Raw genomic sequence first — 16497 nt, 5'->3', positions numbered from 1 at the left:
AATATTGGGCCGTTGGTGGAGATATAAGTGGATCACTTTTCATCCGTCGTTGACACAAATAATAAAAGGATTGTTACAGATACGAAAGTCGTTAGAATAGCTGCGGGCGCTTGAGGCTGTATGCCGAAAGCGTTTTGTGGACGGTATACAGCAGAAAGCCCCTGGAGATTTTTTTATCAATCAACCAAGGGCTCTACTGTAATGCGTGAACAACATTATAGTAGCCCGATAACCGCCGTAAGGCAATGGAGGGGCTATGATGCCACAGCGAACGTTTTTAATGATGTTAATCGTCGTCTGTGTGACGATTCTGTGTTTTGTCTGGATAGTGAGGGATTCGCTTTGCGGACTCCGGCTCCAGCAGGGAAACACAGTGCTTGTGGCAACGTTAGCCTACGAAGTTAAACGTTAACGGGCAACACGGCGGCAGGTTTTCTGCCGCCGCTTTGTTGCGAAGGCTGACCTCATTGCGCCCTTTCTTCTTCAATGAAGCGTATCCGGTATTGTTTCATTTTCCCTGAAGCCCATTAGCTCCAGCCGAATGCCTTTGCCATCGGGGGCCACGTTCTGCATTTCGCAGATACCACGTCGGGTCATGAGTGTGAAGGCTGTCATTGCCAGCATGGCTAACGCATTTTCCTCGCTTCCGCAGCGTTTCTCGAGAGCATCGGCAATTTCTTCTATGCTCCCCACCTGAAAGCAAGAGTCGAATTCTTTACTCCACTTTTCTGACATCGGATTTTCTCTCTGTATTTATGGGTAGTTATCGAACTGAATGTGCCAGTTTTTTCAGGAGACGGCAAAGTTGAGATGGTTGGTTCTGATTCAGAGCATGAGTTTCCCCGGTGTGACGGGCATGGCGGGGCGGATTTGCAGAAACAACAGATGTAAAAAAACCGACTGGTGAGGTCGGCTTTTTTACTGTTCCGCTACAGAGTTGGTTGCTCTGGACGGGAAAAGACAGTCTGTATCTAACATAATCAATTCTATGCTTTGTCCCACACTATGTCAAAAATCCTGCTAATCAAGTAGTATACAAAATGTTAGCTCTACTGATTGTCTGAGTTCGACAACTGACGGATTTGTTAAGTCCTGGTCGGAATAACAGGTGGTGCTGCTTCCGGTGCTCTGGTCGGAGTGAGGCAGTCTGTATCTAACAATAGAGGCAACCGTAGTGACAGGCAGCCCATGAGTAAGCTGCGGTGTTTCGCTCCCTTATCAAGGGAAAACGGATGATTAATCTGTTAATCATCGTTCTCAGGGCAGTGGTTGCCGTTGCAAACGCGCTGATTGCTGTTCTGGAACTGATCCGGGAACTTGTCGACTGATAAGCCTGGAAACGTAACTAAGGGCAGGAGGTGACCGCTTCCTGCCCTTTAACAAAAAGAGATCTCACGTTAAAAATTTGTACCCTTCTTTAACTTCCAGTGCCTGCTCCTTTGAGTCAAACATCAGTCTTGTTTTCCCGGGAACACCCCATGAAATGTATTCGACATCTATCCACCATTTTCCATATTCTTCATACGGCCCGGATATTACTTTTTTGACAAAGGCGTCTACCAGATTCATTGTTTTTTCCTTTTTGTGTTGAAAATAATTAATGCCAGAGCACAACGAAAATAATGAATGCACTGGCTGTGATAATTGCGATTTTCTCCCATATGATATTTTTCTCATGGGGGATTCTACGGAGATTATTTCTTCGCATTGAGATACCGGTATTCATGTTTTATCAGCTTATGGGGTTAAATAGTCACGGACATCATGCGGACGGTTCCCTGTCACATGCCATCTGGTTTTTTCATTCAAATTGAGAGATATTACTAAGTTGAGTCGCTTGCGATAGTGGACTCCTGTTTGTAAGTGAGTGCCATTGTTTATTTCATGAAGAGGATTGATTATGAGCATGCCTCCTGCGATAGCTAATACTTTCTTGTTTGAAATGATGAAGAGTAAATCAAAAGACGTTACACTTGCTGTGATCTATGCATTAGGTGAAGGCCGATGTCAGGCGGAGAACATTACGCGTGAATTACATAGATTGAGTCAAAGTGATGATATGGAAATAAAAATTGCTGCGATTAAAGCACTTGGTCGAATTTATCGGTAACGGCATAAGTTATCTGTTGTAATGAACAAAAGCCGGCTCATTTGAACCGGCTGTTATGGAGGGAGCTTATCTTAAAATACTTCGGCTACAGGCATGCCTGCAATCTGCTCCCACTCCTTACGCTTTTCCTGAATCAGACGAGGAAAGTCGACAGGGTAATCATATCCTCGACTTGCCATAGCGTGCATGGTGTTTGATGCGGTTTCTGGATGAGTACACCATGATGGAATAGGAATCATTGGCAGATTGATGTATTTTGTATGAATTTCCAGTGTTTTGTCGTCTGTTACAGTACGAGTGAAATTATGAATGTCAAAACCGATAACATCCATAATGTTGCCTGGATAGATACGGACATACAACATTGTGCCATTTTTAAGGTCAATACCAAAATAAGCTCCCTGAGTTAAAGATAATCCTTCATACCCCTTCTCTGGAGAGTAGAAGCCTGACTCTTTTATTGTTTGTACAACTTTTCTTATCTTTTCTCTCCTTGTCTTTGCACGTGAATACATCCATATACCTGGCGCAAGTAATAAGAACCACCATAACAATATGTAGAAATAAGCATTAACGTCTTTCCCGTAATATGGGTCTATTATCAATCCAGTGATAGACATAACACCACAAAACAGGAAAAAAGGAATGCCAAGAAAGAAATAAGCTTTCCTTAATACATAATAAAGTAGCCACCAGGTTGGAAATCTGTCAGTTGTCTCTTTTTTGGTTTTCATATAATGCCTCCCCTCGTACTATTTATTATTCTAATACCGATGGGGAGGTTGTGCAATATTTATATTGGTCTTATCCTTTTATTCCATCTTTCTCGTCTTTCCCTTTTGTTAAATCTTTTAGATGTTCATTTTTTATTCCGGGAGCATGTCGGATATTGCGACTTCCTCCAATAAATATTTCCTTAACAGAATTTGCCATGCTGCCAAGTGTGTTAGCTCCATCACGTCCACCCAGGAAATTAATAACATGATCAGGTAGGTAGGCCTGAAGGGCAAATATGGCAGCTACAGTGGTTGTACAAATTCTGGCGTATATCAGCAGGAAACCAGCAAGACTGAAAATACCGGTCAGCGAATTGAACTGTACGTTAACCAGGGCAGCGCCAAATAATGTATTCAGTATTGTGCCTACAGCGATGATGGCTACAGAAGCAAAGAAAAAACCGAAGACCATGATGGGCGGCCTTATCATACTATCAATTAAGTATATATAACCGTAGGCTGCCCGACTTCCTCTGTCTTCTGATGTCCCGAGATGTGTTGCAGCCCACAGAGGCCCGGCGGTACATCCTATTAATACGCTGACTATCCAGTTCCCGATGCCTGTCATCCAGAAAATAAACGGAATAAATGGTAGGTAAATTGATAAGGAAAATCCAGCGCAGAACATCAGGAACAAAAGAAAGTAAACTGGTGGAGCAAGTGCTTCAAACAGCGCGGTAAGCATCGAAGCGGCACCTGTTAGTGAGTTAAATAGTTTTACAAGAATTGAAGCGTCGCCACCGGCAACTACAACTCTGGCAGTTGTATATATAGTCCAGAGTCCTTCAGTGCTGACCATTGTTATATCTCCGATATTTTTCATTTTTATCAGAGGGTTGACTTGATTACTGGTGGTGCCTGAACCACTTATTTCTGTTGCAATAAGATTTGTGTAATACGCCATGTTTCTGCCTAATATTGCAGATATTGCAGAGTTTGGATCTTGCGCATTAGCCATTCGTTGCTCATTGGCTGATGTAACAGTGCCCAGAGGCGGTGTATAGGTGGTGTTCTGTAATTGAGTCTTGTAGGCACTCATGACTGCACTGAATAAGTCAGTATCACCAACTTCTCCCAGTGATGACATTGAGGTTACAGCTGGAGCTCTGTCAGCCAGCTCTGCCAGACGTTGGTTAGCAGTGGCAAAGGTCTGATACCACGCGCCAAGCGTCACCCATCCATAGGTTGTGAGATAAGACTTGAGAGCTTCTTTCCTGGATTGTTCTCCGTTATCAATAGGTAATGATTTTTGTACAGCACGTTCATACTCGTCGGCTGCTCTCTGAATCCGTGTCTCGATATCCGGCAGTGTTCCGTTGCCAGAATTTCTTTTTTCCAGAAATGTTGTCACAAACTCACTGGCAGCGTTGTCCATGTCGCTAATCATATTATCCATGGCTGCACGTTGTGCTGAGATAACACCGCTGTATTCGTTTTTACTGAAGGGATTAAAGAATTTTCCAATCGTCGACTGATCTGTTGTTCCGTTCCCTTCTACTGACAGGCTGGCAGTACCACAGATACCGCTGCCATTGGATACTGTGACAGTGTAATTACCACTGGCGGTTTTAGCTGATTCTGTCATCAGTGAAGTCGAGGATTTGGCCGTCTGATTAAAATCATTTAGCCCTGCGTTAACCGCATACTTACACAGTTCCATTTCAAAAATGCCACGCGCTGCTGTTCGTGTGGATGCCTGAACTGGCTGTACAGTCATTGAATAACCATTTGCGATATTATCAGCGGCAACTTGCACCATCACATTGGCGGACCCCACCCCCATTATCGATGCGCCCCATAACATAATGAGCTGAGCGAGACTCCAGCCATTTCCGGTAGGAACGATCATCAGAAAACCTGCGACGAAACTCAGTATGCCGACAATATCGCGCCCGACGCTGAATACCTGTCCCTGATGCCCCGAACGCACAACATGGCGGATACTAATGAAGATACACCAGACGATAGCAAGTACGGCAATGATATTGTTGAACACCCAGAACATGCTTCCGATCAGGGTGGGGTCGCTGGTTGACAGTGGATTGGTGACCACATCACCGAATATCGTGACCAGCGCCTGGCGGGACAGATCGTCAGGATTGGTGGCGGCAGACACAATATCCTGATAGGTCACTGAAGCCATTGCCGGCAGTGAGGATATAGCAAGGCCTGCACAGAGTGCGCGAAGTAAAATTTTCACAGTAACTCCGGAATAGAATTGCGTATGGGCAAAGGCCACACAGGATTTAATTAAGGGGGATGGCGACATGCCAGTGGTACTGGCATCTGGACGTGATCAGTATTGTTTACTGGTTACGGCAATTAATGTGGCATTGCGCCAGCCATTGCGGTCGTTCAGAAAATCACGGAAAGTCCCCTGCTCGGGTTCGCTGACTTTTCGTTCATGCAACTGCCAGAGGCGGTATGTAACTATCAGAGCTCTGGAAGCACAAAGAGCGACGCCTGACAGTATCAACATAAGAGTGCTGATGGCGCGTACCAGTGTCATCAAAGGTAATGAGGAGGCGGCAAAGAGCATACCGCTGAGGAATAAAGCGATGGCCAGCAGACTCCAGCAGCATAACCGCCATGCTGTTCTGCGCCGACGGAAACGGCGATCCAGATCGTCTACTGACATATGGCTGGCCTGCAGAGCTTCTTCCCACGAGAGGCAGAGTTGCGCCTTTTTATTATTTACCTGACGGAATTTTTCCAGCCTGCTTTTTTGTTGCTTTAGCATATGCTGTACAGAATTCGTTATCAGGCGAGTTTCCATCAGCGGAACAAAAATGTTAATAATCCTCCGGGTGGCTATGCGGGTTATGGATGGTGATTTTTTGACGTTTTTCGTCTGGTCTGAATTTTCCGGTAACTTATTCATTTTTTCAGTCCTGTTCTGACGTCAGCTTTCAACGTGCGTTTGCCTGATTGATTGTTTTCTCAAGGCTACCGAGTTGTTTTTCATAATACTGGCGGGCAGTCAGAGCCAGTTGCTGGCCAGAGATAACATTACCCTGGCGGATCTGTTCTTTCAGATCGTTCAGCTGCCAGTTCATTTGCGCAGTGATTCTTACCAGTTCACGGAGCAGGTTATCCCCCTGCATTTCCTGTAAATCCACCAGGTATGCTGTGTTGGCGTAGCGCCGACCAGCCTCAAAAGCTTCAAACTCACGGGTACTCATATATCCCCGTGCTTTTGCTTCTGGTGAAGCCACCTGGTCGAAGTAAGCGGCCGCTGAGTCTGACTGCAGTGTTTCAGCCAATGCTTTACGTGTGCTTTCATTAGGCGTGCTGTCAGCAATCAACGTCAGTTGGGGATTCGACGCAGAATCAATGATGCCGTTGTATTCGTTCTGGAGTCCGACGTAGGTTCGCCCACTCTGGGTATTCACTTCTCCTTTACCCAGAGCACGACCGGCAGAGGGGCGGGAAGTGTTTTTCATGTAAGCCGTCGCTGCATCTATTTGCTTCTGATCCCATGTCAGTGCCGCAGGTGTGTCCGCTGTACCTGCGCCGTGGTAAATCGAGCGTACCTGACTGTCTCCACCTGGTATTTCGCCCACAGAAGGACAAACGGCGGTTCCTCCAAAACGTGCATATTCTGCTTCTGTACAGTAACTGGCGTGTATGGCCGCGCCATCATAAGCTTCCCGCACGGGAGAGTTTGCTGCGCTGGCCAGACGGTCGCGGATGTTACGGTTGCTCACACCGCCACCTTTACTGAGTTTTGAGGCTGCGGATGCTGAGGCACTTTTGCTTTCTGTTGCAATCCCTGATGCGGATTCACTGCAGATGGAGTCTGGCACGGTGAAGCTTTTCCGTGCCTCCTCGAGGCGCTGAGTTTCATTACTGAAAATCATCTGCTGACGTGTCGCCTGTCCGTTCTGGGCAATGACACTTGCCAGCTTTTCAGAGTTCTGATTGATAGCGGTACCCGTGGCTGTCTGGGTACTCAGTATGTTGCCAAGGACATCTTTGATGGCTTCCATTCTGGGGATGACCTGCTCTTCAACAGGCCGGCTGGCGACGACGGTGACTGAATAAGCATGAGCCTGGCATGCCGTTCCACTCAGGGTGGCTATAAGGGCTGCGAGTAATGTTTTTCTTTGCATTTTATTGTCTCCTGCTCGGGATGGAGCACAAGGTCAGGAAGGCTGTCGTATTTTCTGTCTTCAGGTAGTGGGGCCAGTGGGAAACACTGATATCGCCTGGTGATATAACCTTTCCTGTTCCGGTTATCGATGATGCTGAAAGAACGACGTCTGACGCGCCGTAAGGTGGAAGGGTCAGTATCCATAACAGGCCAGTCACCGGCACTCAGTGCCGGCGTTCCGGGAACGGATGGCCATAACCAGGTATCATCGGACATCAGCGAAGCCAGCGGTGAAGGGAGTATCCACTGGATGACATGCTGAACGTCGAATGGTGCTTCATCCGGGACAGAAACCTGCCATATTGCCGTTGTTATCAGCTCATCTGTGCTGGACGGCAACAACAGCCGCATGCCTGTGACCTTTCCCTGTGTTCTGGCATCCGAGGCGTATATCACTCTGGGATTGGGGGCCGGATGTAACCTGAAGACACGTGACGGCAGAGTGAATGAGAAACTGTCACCTTTTACCTCAAGTTTTTTAAGAAATACCTGCCCTCTGGCAGGTCTCCGGCAGCGTGGGGTGATATGAATTGTACACATCAGAGATTGTATCCCTGTTTTCGGATGAGCTCCGAGGCCAGTTCTTCAATAACATTGTCACTGTTATGTTGGCCCGCCCGGTGCTCAATTAATGACGTTGCAGAACCTCTGGGGAAGTTTTCGGCCAGAATCTTACGTGCCCGAACTGAACCTAACTTATTTGTCAGTGTTTTACGCAGGGCACTGTCTTTTGGCGATGAGTTCAGCGCCCATAGCTCCAGTGGACCGACGGTAAATTTGAGTATTCTCGCAAGCGTGCCACTTTTTACCCTGAATACTCCCAGAACAGGAACACCACTACCATCTGGTGCCGGGCCTTCCGGCATTTTCAGGAAGCGTTTCAGCATAAATTCAGGAACGTTGAAGTTATCCCTCAGTACGGGGATATCTTCGGGTTTGTAGCGCAGTAACCAGAGAGTATTTGCTGACTTAAGAACGCTTTCCGGGTAGTCCCTCAGATACTGCGTACTCAGAACCGTGCGGATAGCAAACTTGCGTTGCTCACGCTCCTGGGTATCCAGATTTTCCCAGATGAAGTCAATGCCCCGGGCGTTATGCAGTTCATCATAAACTTTTGTCTTAACCTCCTGATCAAGTTGGTTAATACGTTTAAGAGCGATTTCATGGTATTCCCGTGGAAGCTGCTTTAACACTTCATCCCTGTATTGTGGCAGGGTGAAGTCACCACCGGCGATCTGACCTGCAAGCAGGTACATGATGCCGGTTTTAAGCCTGCCTGCAGGCGTTTTGTCACCGGCAACATTATTCAGATCGACAGCGATGACCCGGGTTTCCGGGTTGATCATAAACCGGGTATACCCGGATATCATGGGGTAGTCGTTATGTCCCTGCTCCAGGGCGCGGCGGATGTAGTCCAGCAGAAGCTCGTTTGAACCATCACGCTGAACAGTACCGAAAACATCCCTGAGACTGGTATGGCCCAGCATCGAGGACACTTCGGGAAGCTGGGGCATTGCCTGATAATGAGCCCGCTGAGCCGCCATGATATACCCGGCATTGTGGAGCATATCCCGGACTTCAAACCAGGTTGATCTGGCCCACCAGGCTGCATCATGTTTTTCATACAGTCCCGAGTCCTGCAGTGCTGAATCCACCAGTTCTTCCGTTGAGGCGCGATAAAGTCGCGGATTATTTTCACCGTACTCTTTAAAAGCCAGCTCGATAAGCTGGTTGATAATTTGTCGGGTGTCTCCGGGGTTACAGGGTTGACCGGTACCGGTATCGACACAGAGAGCACACAGCACCGATGACATGAAATTCTTTTCCGGCGTAATAGGCTTTTTAGCGCCGTACATCACGTCAAAAAGGTTACGGGTGTATTCCGGATCATTGCTCAGAATAATACCGACAGCTTCGTCTTTTCTTTCCGGAGGAAGACTGTCGCGAATAAGCTGAACCAGTCCCTGAGCACTGTATCCCTTATCGATATAGGCAATGAAGGGCAGGTTTTTCTGAGCAGATGATATCTGTATTTCCGACAACGTATTAATCAGAACTGATTTACCCAGTCCCGGATCGCCTGGTGCCAGTTCTGTATGTTTATTTTGTTGGGATGACGCCAGACCAACCTCAAATGCGGAACCGTCTTCTGTATGTAACATCAGATTCCCTTTACCTCGCCAGACAGAGCCTGCCCTGTTAAGCGGGAAAAGCGAGATGGCATGTGACAACGGGGGATACAGGGGAACCGGGCCGGAGCCTCCGGATGCCGCGAGAATGGTATTCACCCAGGCGCGTCGGGGATCGCCAAATGTTGTCGTGGTGCCACATACGCCCCAGCCTTCAATGGCCGATTTCAGAATGGCCTGGTTTCGTGTGCATATTTCACGTGTTTTTCCCCACGTGGAGGCCATGATGGTCATTATGCAGACAGGTTCTTTTTCATCCGTTGCCGCCAGGGTCATAACGGATTCATACATTGGACGAACGGCAGAAATGAAGCTGCTGTAAGTCAGAAGCGTTTTCTTCAGATTAAGAGCCTTCATCCCGCCGGGCATCAGATCCATTCTGATGCGCCAGGGGACTGCGCGGGGGACGGCACGGACCAGTTCGTTAAACGTCTGTAGATTTTGCGGAGGTAAAGTAATCGATACCATTCCGTGCCAGAGTCCGCCCGCCTGAACCAGGTTGCCCTGTGTGGTCACCTGCGTGTTGAATAACTGCAAATGCAATGAAGGAGCATGTAGTACGGATTCATCGTCAGTCCAGCGATATCCTGCTGGCTGGGCATCTTCAGGCAGGTGGGGTTGCCAGTTACGCGGTGTGCTGTACCGTTCTGTCTGACGACGTATTTCACGCCCGACTTCGTGTATATCCAGAAGCCGGAGAATCAGGCCATCAGATGAATGTCTCAGTGCCTGTTCCACATTATCAAGAAAAGCTTCGTGGCGGATTTTCAGTGCAGATAAGGTCCACTGCCAGGGGGACTGGGCAAAGCGTGCTTTCGGTACCCGTTCAGCCAGTCTTCTGACAAGCTCATCATGGGCGGTGCGATCGCTGTTGCTGATAAGGTCGGGTCCACTCCAGATCGCCAGCCAGCAACGCTCCCGGACCAGCCATGGGGACAGTGTTGTGACTTTCTCATCGACCACATCCTGTAACTGGATACCTGTATTAGCCAGTGAGCGTTTTTGTGGGGCGACCATGTCTTCGATTTCCTCTTTCCCCATTTCAGGGTCACGCTCGAAAACGCAGCTGATTTTATGACCGCTGTTTTTATATGCCGTATTCAGGCTGTCACTCATGCTGGTGATCAGCGATTCCAGTGAACCTGGGCCAGTCTGGTCGGATGCTTCATCCATTTCCCTGAAAGCACCGCTGACTTCAAAGACAGAGAGATATTCTCCACGCTTTGTGGCTGCAATATAGGGCGAATTCAGCCATGGGCGACGTTCACGATCCTGTCTGTCCAGACCAATTACAGTACGTAAATCGCAATACTCAACAAAACTGCTTGCGACAGAGAAACGGGATAGCGTGTTCAGACAGTCTTCGATAGTGAAGATTAAACGGTTTATGTTCATAGGTGAGGGAACTCCGGACTTACAGGAGGGAGGTTTGTGCAGTTTGATTTTTTTAATGCCACCCCGCGCTGGAGTGGCATGAAGAAAAATCAATCAACGTATTCTTTTTTGATGAATGAATCTGGTGTCAGAATCAGGGCAATCCCGTTCATTTTTTCACGCAGGGGCGAACGACCGGAAGGTGGATAGCGACGAAAAACGTCAGCGAAATCGGCCGGGCGGAAACTGCGGAATTTATCCTCAACCGCCAGTCTGTTTTGCATCAGTGCAGAGAGCGCTTCTCGTCCCCGCCGGACCCGGAACTTATCATTACTGAAAACTTCCTGTAATGAACGACGATTAAGGGCCACGACCGTGGATGGATGAAGGTCGGGTAGCCACACCATAACGCCCTGTGCTGCGGCATAACCATTCAGTGAATGCCAGGTGTGGCAGAAAGCACATAAGCTGTAAGGCGGGCCGTCTTCATGAAACAGTTCCTGCTCTTTCTCTGACAACGACTCTGTACTGGTGATTTCAGCTTTCTGTACATGGCGGAGTGAAAGACGTCTGGCAGACAGACGGGCCTGCTCAAGCGCCCGTTCAGCGGCTTTTACTGCCGTGTTGTACTTTTCCTTTTCGCCGGTTGCGACTGGTTCACCACGCTTTTTTAACTTATCCAGATGTTCTGTGGCCTTATTAAGACGAACTCGTGTGTCACTGATTGTGTCGGTAAGCTGTCTGAGTGGCCATGAGTCATCCAGTCTGAAACGGTGCCTGACGTTTTGCCGGCAGCAGATACATCGACCGGGCGTTGTTAATTCCGGTTCCGGTAACAGTGGCTCCTGTGTATGAACCACATCAATTTCTGGAAAGGGATACAACCACAAGTCTTTAATGCTGTGTTGCATGAGCAGGCTCCGTACTGGTGTAACGTTTCACGGCTTCCAGAATGATGTTTGCGATTTCATCGGAACAGCATTCTGCAAAAATGAATTCCTGATCGTCCCGACTGTCGTGGGCAATCACATTGCCGTTTTCTGTTCGTCGTAACGTTATGTGCTCCGGGCTCCAGGCAGACATATGTGCCTCCTTGTATTGCCGAATAGGAAGGGCACCGGATAAATGCCAGTGCCCTGGACAAGATTAGCCAATGGAAATTGAGGACATCCCCAACTGTTTCTGGCTGCGACTCATCATTTCAGGTCCGGCGACAAGTACCGCCCCAATGACGATAGATACAATGCAACCAGCCAGTCCCATCCCCCCTTGTTTCCCAACTTTTTTCAGGCCAATCAGGCCCCCGAGAAACAGAATTACGCCGATGAACTGCGCAATAGTGATTGATGATGACTGTGCTGTTTTGGCACCTTCACCAACATTGCGAACCATATCGGCAAGATCTCCATCGGCAAGAACGGCTTTGGGCAGCAACATCATGGGAATGAGCAGCAGGTACTTAGTCAGTTTGCTCCGGCATGACATTACAAACAGTTGTGCATGGATAAATGCGGCGTACAGACGGGCCGCCACGACACGAATACGTGACATAGTTTCTCCTTAAATGGATATATCAGTGGTTTATATGAAGGTGAAAAAAATCAGAAGACGATTCCAATGCTTGCCAGCAGGGCATTGAGGACACGATCGATAAAGACCAGCAGGACGCCGGCAATAAATTTGACGTTTCCCTTGCTGACGGATTCACTGGCACTCAGTGCGGTATGTCCATCGAGTCCGGCCTTGCGCCAGATGGATATCCCGTTCATGACAAATCCCACACCGGCCAGCTTGGCCAGCGACAGAACTGCATTTGCTGCGCCAGCAGCAGCGCCAAACGTCTGAGGTTGTACATATGCAATCGGACCAAATGAGTCAGCCCTGAATCCCATTTGTACGCCTCCGGCGTTAATCATTGCCGGGAGTGATACAAGCATGGCGCTGGTAAATATCCCTGCAATAAATTTCCCGGGAGACATTTTTACCGGACCGGCTGAACGGGCGCGGGCAAACAGGGTAATCATGCTGAGCACCCCGATGAATTCTCCCCAGGTAAACAGGAAATCCATTCCGGCACTGAAAATACTGCTGGCAAAGTTCTCAATGGCGGTCAGGGCATCCATGTTCATCAGCGTAACGTCCCGGCACTGGTGATGATGGTCCGGGTCGTCGGATCAATCCGCTGGATCACCACATTGCCCAGAGTCTGACCTTCTCTGACAGCCCAGGTACTACCCTGCCAGCGAATCCAGGCCATGCCAGTTTCCATCGACATGATTTTCATTCCGTTAAGTACAGACGACGTTTTTTTCTTTGCTGGATGCGGTGTGGAAGAGGATTCAGTGACGCTTTTCTGTGTCATTATTCCGTTCAGGCGGCTCCGGATATCATCCAGCTGACGGCGCGTTTCCTGTGCGTATTCTTCATCCTTTTTTATAGCTTCGCCCAGCTTGTTAATGCTGTCGTGAAGCATATTCAGTGTTGCCTGAATTTTTTCATCGCGGTTATCCAGCTCTGTTTTTACATCCCGGGCAAGCTGGCTCATATCTTCTCCTGTCCGGACAGTCATAGTCTCAGTGGACTGAACGGAAGGTGATGATTCTTGTGTGGTTTGCCAGGTCTGTACGCCAGCATCCGCATCATTAAACGAAGGCATGCCTGTTTCCGATGGCGCTCTCAGGAACAGATACCATATGGCTGCGAGCAACACGACTGCACATAGCCCCCATGTTGCTACAGATATCCCCCAGACGGAACGTTTCCAGAAGGGGGCGGGTTTCTCTTCGGGTTCACCGAAGCTGCCGGTTTCATCTATTTCTGTTTCAGGTTTCATTATGGTGTCTCCGGTTGTTCATCATACCGACGTTGCATCACAGCTTTTCTTTGCTCCATGGCTGTCTGCATTCGTGCCTGCGAGCGTTGTTCCGCCTGTGATGTACGATTAACTGAAGGGGAAATGCCACTGGAAAGGGAAGATGACCTGGCGTCGTTTATCATTACCGGGTCAACAAACAGAATTGATACGACTTCATGCTGATACACTTCTACCTGTTTATAGGGCTCACTTTCTGCCTGGCGGGTTAATATCTGACTTCCTCTTTCCGTCATACCACCGGCAATAACGCCCGCAACAGCTTCACCACTGGGCATTCCCACGCGTCCGGTAACCGTGCCATAGTTACCCTGAATAACCTGCGTGTTGGCATCTTTATAAAGTGTGCCAATACTGCCCACACCTCCTAACACTGACGGCAGAATGATATGTTTAAACCAGCGTGTATTCACATTGCTGGCCACGGATGACATCAGGTTGTCTTCCCGTTGAGCATATGCATTGACCTTAAGGTCCATGCCGTTCCAGCTCATCCGGTCGAAATGGATCTCCACGCCGTTACCCACCAGTTTGACTCCCGGACTGAACAGCGTTGCCCCTGCCCAGGGGCCAGCGGGAATGGTTGCGATAACCTTGGATGACGGGTTATCAGAATCCACTGCAGTATCAATATATGCCGGTATACGGGTCAGAGCAGGTATCAGTTGTATCCCTTTTTCTGCTACCGGCGTGGACAGGCTGGCATTCTGTAATGCGAATTGCTGCGTACCATTCTGCCCTGTTGTTTCTGCCGGAGATTTATTCCACATAGTCGTTGCTATGGTTGGTGTACTACCGGCAGGATGCTGATCTTTTATTCTTACAATCAGCTTTTGCAGCCGCTCCATACGTTTTTCACTGGCTGCTCGATCCTCCTGGGGTGTGCCGGAAGCCTGGCGATGAGCATAGTTTTCCGGTTTTGCTGCAGGCTGTTGTTGCTTTTCCGGAGTGTCCGGAATATCAAGCCCCTGTGGAAGACTGGCAATGAACGTCTGATTATTGCGGGCTGCAGCTGCGGCCCCTCGTTCATTATCCGCTCTTAACAGTTCACGATAGTGAGGCGTTTCGGTAACGCTGCGCGTTCCGCCGCTTGCTGCACTGTTAATGTTCACGGCTGACTGCATATCGCTGTTACTCCCTGATAGTTTGGAAAACGCGATATAGCCGCCGCCAAATAAGATGATGCTGCCCAGTCCAAGCAGGGCAGCCAGTTTCTTTCCGGATTTACCGGCATCCTGTTCAGCACTCATGATTACTCCAGTTCTGGTGTCACGTGAACGGACTGGCCATTCACAGAGAAAGTCAGTAGTGGGGTGACGGGAAGCTTCCAGAGATGAGTTCCGTCGGCAGAGGACAAGGTCTGTTCAAATTCATCGCGCAACATCGCCCGGGAACGAACCAGAAGGTCATCGCCGTGTTGCCAGATCGTTGTATCCGGGACATTACCTGTGAATTTCAGCCTCTTAACTGAAGGGTCCCGGGGAGGAATACCATCCAGAAATGCCTGTAATGTTGCATCATGCAGGGCGATCTTATCCGTCGGGATGGAGACAACCGGGCTGGTTGGTCCCTGCCGTGGTATTCGCAGATCCAGACGACTGTCCATTTCCTGACTGGATGACGGCGTATCTGTTTCGCCACTGGTTACGTTCAGGATGACCGGTACCGACAGACCTTTCAGGTAGACAGAAATGTTTCCGGATGCCCATGGCCGCAATGGTGTGATTGTCACCATGTTCTCGTTGTACTGCACATCAAAGAGTTTTGGTGCCGCGTTATAAGGAGGATCGGATTGTGGCCATGGTGAACCGTTGATATCGGTAAATGTCACCACGCTCAGGTTGTTCATGGCTGTGCGAACAAGAGGAAGGCTGGCACCGGGGGACAGATTAACTGTCAGAGAGCTGATACGGGGTACAACACTGGTGATGGGCGCATTGATGGCCCGCTCGTTATCCGCCATGAGACTGCGTAGTGAGCGAATCTCATCGGCGGAGAGCTCAGAATCAAGCCTTGCCGCATCCTGTACCAGCGGGCTGGCCTGCCCGGGGGCAGGCAGCTCACCTTTTACCAGTGTAGCCGGAACACCTCCGGTGTTTTGGGAGGCGTTCTGAACGTGATCGCTGGCAGAATTTGTCGTTTGTGGTGTGCGTGCGTTCTGCCATCCTGCGTTATCTGCAGACGTGGCGGCGCTGCACACCAGGAGCAGTGTGCTCAGTAAATAACGTGATTGCATATTACTTATCTCAGGAGTTCGGTCCGGCGTTACGGGAGATCATCTGCCGGATTTCCATACCGGATGGTTTCAGTCTGGGGTCAACACGCTGGATGGTGATTTCGAAAACAAAAGACTGTTCTGGCTTGCTGGTTGTCTGGCCTACCAGACGCATACGGACAGGATACTGGAATGTCCAGAACCATACGCCGTCGGACATTTGTCCCTGTCGTACCAGAACGCCAGCACCTGTCGTGGCGGTCAGATTCATCTTCTCTTTCTTGATCGTCTCCAGAATGTTAGATGCCTGTAATGCATTCACATATCCGACAAAACCTTCGTCAGAAAAACGCGGAGACAGGGAGGAGATCTGTGAACGATAGTGCACAAAATCCAGGTTGAATGCGGTCGCCAGTGCCTGGCTGCCAAAGGCCATTGCATCATTCTGACTCCATGCTGGCTGACTTGTTGGTGCCAGCCTGACCAGACGACCATTGTCTGTAGCGAAATATTCGCGCTCCACATTCGTTGAGTGCCAGTACTGAATGGCGTTACCAGTAATACTGATAAGAAGACATGTGCCCGTACATAAAAGCGCTTTTATCAGCGCAGGGACATTATTTGCCCGCTGTTCTGACTGCTTCATAGCCCTGATTGTGCTCTTCAGTATTTCCGGGTCAGGTGCCGGATGTGATGGCGAGGATGGCTCGGTATTTTCGGTCATAGGTTGTAGTCCTTCCAGGGATCAATATTTGTCAACGACGGATGAAAAGTGATCCACTTATATCTCCACCAACGGCCCAATATT

Annotated in this window: 19 protein-coding genes; 3 read left to right on the top strand and 16 right to left on the bottom strand. The window is 49.1% G+C overall.

Features of this window, described 5'->3' with window-relative positions:
- Positions 1–259: 259 nt before the first annotated feature.
- Positions 260–412 carry a Hok/Gef family protein gene (locus HEN21_RS21540; RefSeq protein WP_024179505.1) on the top strand — a complete coding sequence of 51 codons (153 nt, stop codon included), beginning with the start codon at positions 260–262 and terminating at the stop codon, positions 410–412.
- 71 nt (positions 413–483) lie between these two features.
- Here HEN21_RS21540 and HEN21_RS21535 read toward each other — a convergent pair whose 3' ends face one another.
- Positions 484–735, bottom strand: a complete 252-nt coding sequence (locus tag HEN21_RS21535) for a hypothetical protein (RefSeq protein WP_089559592.1) — start codon at positions 733–735, stop codon at positions 484–486.
- Between the two features lie 497 nt (positions 736–1232).
- Here HEN21_RS21535 and dqlB point away from each other — a divergent pair, with 497 nt between their 5' ends.
- Positions 1233–1328, top strand: a complete 96-nt coding sequence (dqlB, locus tag HEN21_RS23200; protein ID WP_001303310.1) for a DinQ-like type I toxin DqlB — start codon at positions 1233–1235, stop codon at positions 1326–1328.
- A gap of 64 nt (positions 1329–1392) precedes the next feature.
- Here the strand turns inward: dqlB and HEN21_RS21530 are convergent, their stop codons facing one another.
- Positions 1393–1569: a hypothetical protein gene (locus tag HEN21_RS21530; protein WP_001054898.1), complete on the bottom strand. Its 177-nt coding sequence runs from the start codon at positions 1567–1569 to the stop codon at positions 1393–1395.
- 331 nt (positions 1570–1900) lie between these two features.
- Between HEN21_RS21530 and HEN21_RS21525 the strand changes: the two genes are divergently transcribed.
- The gene (locus HEN21_RS21525; RefSeq protein WP_079975703.1) at positions 1901–2110 is read left to right on the top strand and encodes a HEAT repeat domain-containing protein; all 210 of its coding nucleotides are present in this window, start codon (positions 1901–1903) and stop codon (positions 2108–2110) included.
- 71 nt (positions 2111–2181) lie between these two features.
- Here HEN21_RS21525 and excA read toward each other — a convergent pair whose 3' ends face one another.
- From excA to HEN21_RS21455, 14 genes are all read right to left on the bottom strand, one after another.
- The gene (gene excA / locus HEN21_RS21520; protein ID WP_089559594.1) at positions 2182–2844 is read right to left on the bottom strand and encodes a plasmid IncI1-type surface exclusion protein ExcA; all 663 of its coding nucleotides are present in this window, start codon (positions 2842–2844) and stop codon (positions 2182–2184) included.
- A gap of 70 nt (positions 2845–2914) precedes the next feature.
- Positions 2915–5086: a DotA/TraY family protein gene (locus HEN21_RS21515; protein ID WP_089559595.1), complete on the bottom strand. Its 2172-nt coding sequence runs from the start codon at positions 5084–5086 to the stop codon at positions 2915–2917.
- Between the two features lie 96 nt (positions 5087–5182).
- Positions 5183–5767, bottom strand: a complete 585-nt coding sequence (traX, locus tag HEN21_RS21510; protein WP_089559597.1) for a conjugal transfer protein TraX — start codon at positions 5765–5767, stop codon at positions 5183–5185.
- A gap of 28 nt (positions 5768–5795) precedes the next feature.
- Positions 5796–6998: an IncI1-type conjugal transfer protein TraW gene (gene traW / locus HEN21_RS21505; protein WP_033560223.1), complete on the bottom strand. Its 1203-nt coding sequence runs from the start codon at positions 6996–6998 to the stop codon at positions 5796–5798.
- The gene (gene traV, locus HEN21_RS21500) at positions 6965–7579 is read right to left on the bottom strand and encodes an IncI1-type conjugal transfer protein TraV (RefSeq protein ID WP_000337399.1); all 615 of its coding nucleotides are present in this window, start codon (positions 7577–7579) and stop codon (positions 6965–6967) included. The genes traW and traV overlap by 34 nt, the downstream gene beginning before the upstream one ends.
- Positions 7579–10623 carry an IncI1-type conjugal transfer protein TraU gene (traU, locus tag HEN21_RS21495; protein ID WP_061066709.1) on the bottom strand — a complete coding sequence of 1015 codons (3045 nt, stop codon included), beginning with the start codon at positions 10621–10623 and terminating at the stop codon, positions 7579–7581. The genes traV and traU overlap by 1 nt, the downstream gene beginning before the upstream one ends.
- Positions 10624–10712: 89 nt before the next feature.
- Positions 10713–11513, bottom strand: coding sequence for an IncI1-type conjugal transfer protein TraT (gene traT / locus HEN21_RS21490; RefSeq protein WP_089559599.1), 801 nt, complete (start codon positions 11511–11513; stop codon positions 10713–10715).
- A complete protein-coding gene (gene traS / locus HEN21_RS21485) occupies positions 11497–11685 on the bottom strand; it encodes a putative conjugal transfer protein TraS (RefSeq protein ID WP_001277255.1) in 189 nt (62 codons plus the stop codon). Before traS ends, traT begins: the two co-directional genes overlap by 17 nt.
- Before the next feature lie 63 nt (positions 11686–11748).
- Positions 11749–12153, bottom strand: coding sequence for an IncI1-type conjugal transfer protein TraR (gene traR / locus HEN21_RS21480; protein ID WP_061066708.1), 405 nt, complete (start codon positions 12151–12153; stop codon positions 11749–11751).
- Between the two features lie 50 nt (positions 12154–12203).
- On the bottom strand, positions 12204–12731 hold the full coding sequence (traQ, locus tag HEN21_RS21475) for a conjugal transfer protein TraQ (RefSeq protein ID WP_022630880.1): 528 nt from the start codon (positions 12729–12731) through the stop codon (positions 12204–12206).
- Positions 12731–13435, bottom strand: coding sequence for an IncI1-type conjugal transfer protein TraP (gene traP, locus HEN21_RS21470; RefSeq protein WP_001493811.1), 705 nt, complete (start codon positions 13433–13435; stop codon positions 12731–12733). The genes traQ and traP overlap by 1 nt, the downstream gene beginning before the upstream one ends.
- Positions 13435–14724, bottom strand: coding sequence for a conjugal transfer protein TraO (traO, locus tag HEN21_RS21465; RefSeq protein ID WP_089559601.1), 1290 nt, complete (start codon positions 14722–14724; stop codon positions 13435–13437). Before traO ends, traP begins: the two co-directional genes overlap by 1 nt.
- Positions 14725–14726: 2 nt before the next feature.
- Positions 14727–15710 (bottom strand): IncI1-type conjugal transfer protein TraN, encoded by a 984-nt coding sequence (gene traN, locus HEN21_RS21460; protein WP_001191879.1) that lies wholly within the window; start codon positions 15708–15710, stop codon positions 14727–14729.
- Between the two features lie 10 nt (positions 15711–15720).
- Entirely contained in the window at positions 15721–16413 is a 693-nt protein-coding gene (locus tag HEN21_RS21455) for a DotI/IcmL family type IV secretion protein (RefSeq protein WP_000138552.1), read from the bottom strand.
- Positions 16414–16497: the final 84 nt, after the last annotated feature.

It is taken from the genome of Escherichia sp. 93.1518, from assembly GCF_013368915.2.
Classification (GTDB): Bacteria; Pseudomonadota; Gammaproteobacteria; order Enterobacterales; family Enterobacteriaceae; genus Escherichia; species Escherichia ruysiae.
This window is presented reverse-complemented; position numbering and strand designations above follow the sequence as displayed.

Coding starts and splice junctions, on each gene's coding strand:
- traS (WP_001277255.1), bottom strand. CDS start 11,685: ATGTCTGCCTGGAGCCCGGAGCACATAACGTTACGACGAACAGAAAAC.
- traX (WP_089559597.1), bottom strand. CDS start 5,767: ATGAATAAGTTACCGGAAAATTCAGACCAGACGAAAAACGTCAAAAAA.
- excA (WP_089559594.1), bottom strand. CDS start 2,844: ATGAAAACCAAAAAAGAGACAACTGACAGATTTCCAACCTGGTGGCTA.
- HEN21_RS21455 (WP_000138552.1), bottom strand. CDS start 16,413: ATGACCGAAAATACCGAGCCATCCTCGCCATCACATCCGGCACCTGAC.
- traQ (WP_022630880.1), bottom strand. CDS start 12,731: ATGAACATGGATGCCCTGACCGCCATTGAGAACTTTGCCAGCAGTATT.
- traR (WP_061066708.1), bottom strand. CDS start 12,153: ATGTCACGTATTCGTGTCGTGGCGGCCCGTCTGTACGCCGCATTTATC.
- HEN21_RS21535 (WP_089559592.1), bottom strand. CDS start 735: ATGTCAGAAAAGTGGAGTAAAGAATTCGACTCTTGCTTTCAGGTGGGG.
- traN (WP_001191879.1), bottom strand. CDS start 15,710: ATGCAATCACGTTATTTACTGAGCACACTGCTCCTGGTGTGCAGCGCC.
- dqlB (WP_001303310.1), top strand. CDS start 1,233: ATGATTAATCTGTTAATCATCGTTCTCAGGGCAGTGGTTGCCGTTGCA.
- traT (WP_089559599.1), bottom strand. CDS start 11,513: ATGCAACACAGCATTAAAGACTTGTGGTTGTATCCCTTTCCAGAAATT.
- traP (WP_001493811.1), bottom strand. CDS start 13,435: ATGAAACCTGAAACAGAAATAGATGAAACCGGCAGCTTCGGTGAACCC.
- HEN21_RS21525 (WP_079975703.1), top strand. CDS start 1,901: ATGAGCATGCCTCCTGCGATAGCTAATACTTTCTTGTTTGAAATGATG.
- traW (WP_033560223.1), bottom strand. CDS start 6,998: ATGCAAAGAAAAACATTACTCGCAGCCCTTATAGCCACCCTGAGTGGA.
- traO (WP_089559601.1), bottom strand. CDS start 14,724: ATGAGTGCTGAACAGGATGCCGGTAAATCCGGAAAGAAACTGGCTGCC.
- traV (WP_000337399.1), bottom strand. CDS start 7,579: ATGTGTACAATTCATATCACCCCACGCTGCCGGAGACCTGCCAGAGGG.
- traU (WP_061066709.1), bottom strand. CDS start 10,623: ATGAACATAAACCGTTTAATCTTCACTATCGAAGACTGTCTGAACACG.
- HEN21_RS21530 (WP_001054898.1), bottom strand. CDS start 1,569: ATGAATCTGGTAGACGCCTTTGTCAAAAAAGTAATATCCGGGCCGTAT.
- HEN21_RS21540 (WP_024179505.1), top strand. CDS start 260: ATGCCACAGCGAACGTTTTTAATGATGTTAATCGTCGTCTGTGTGACG.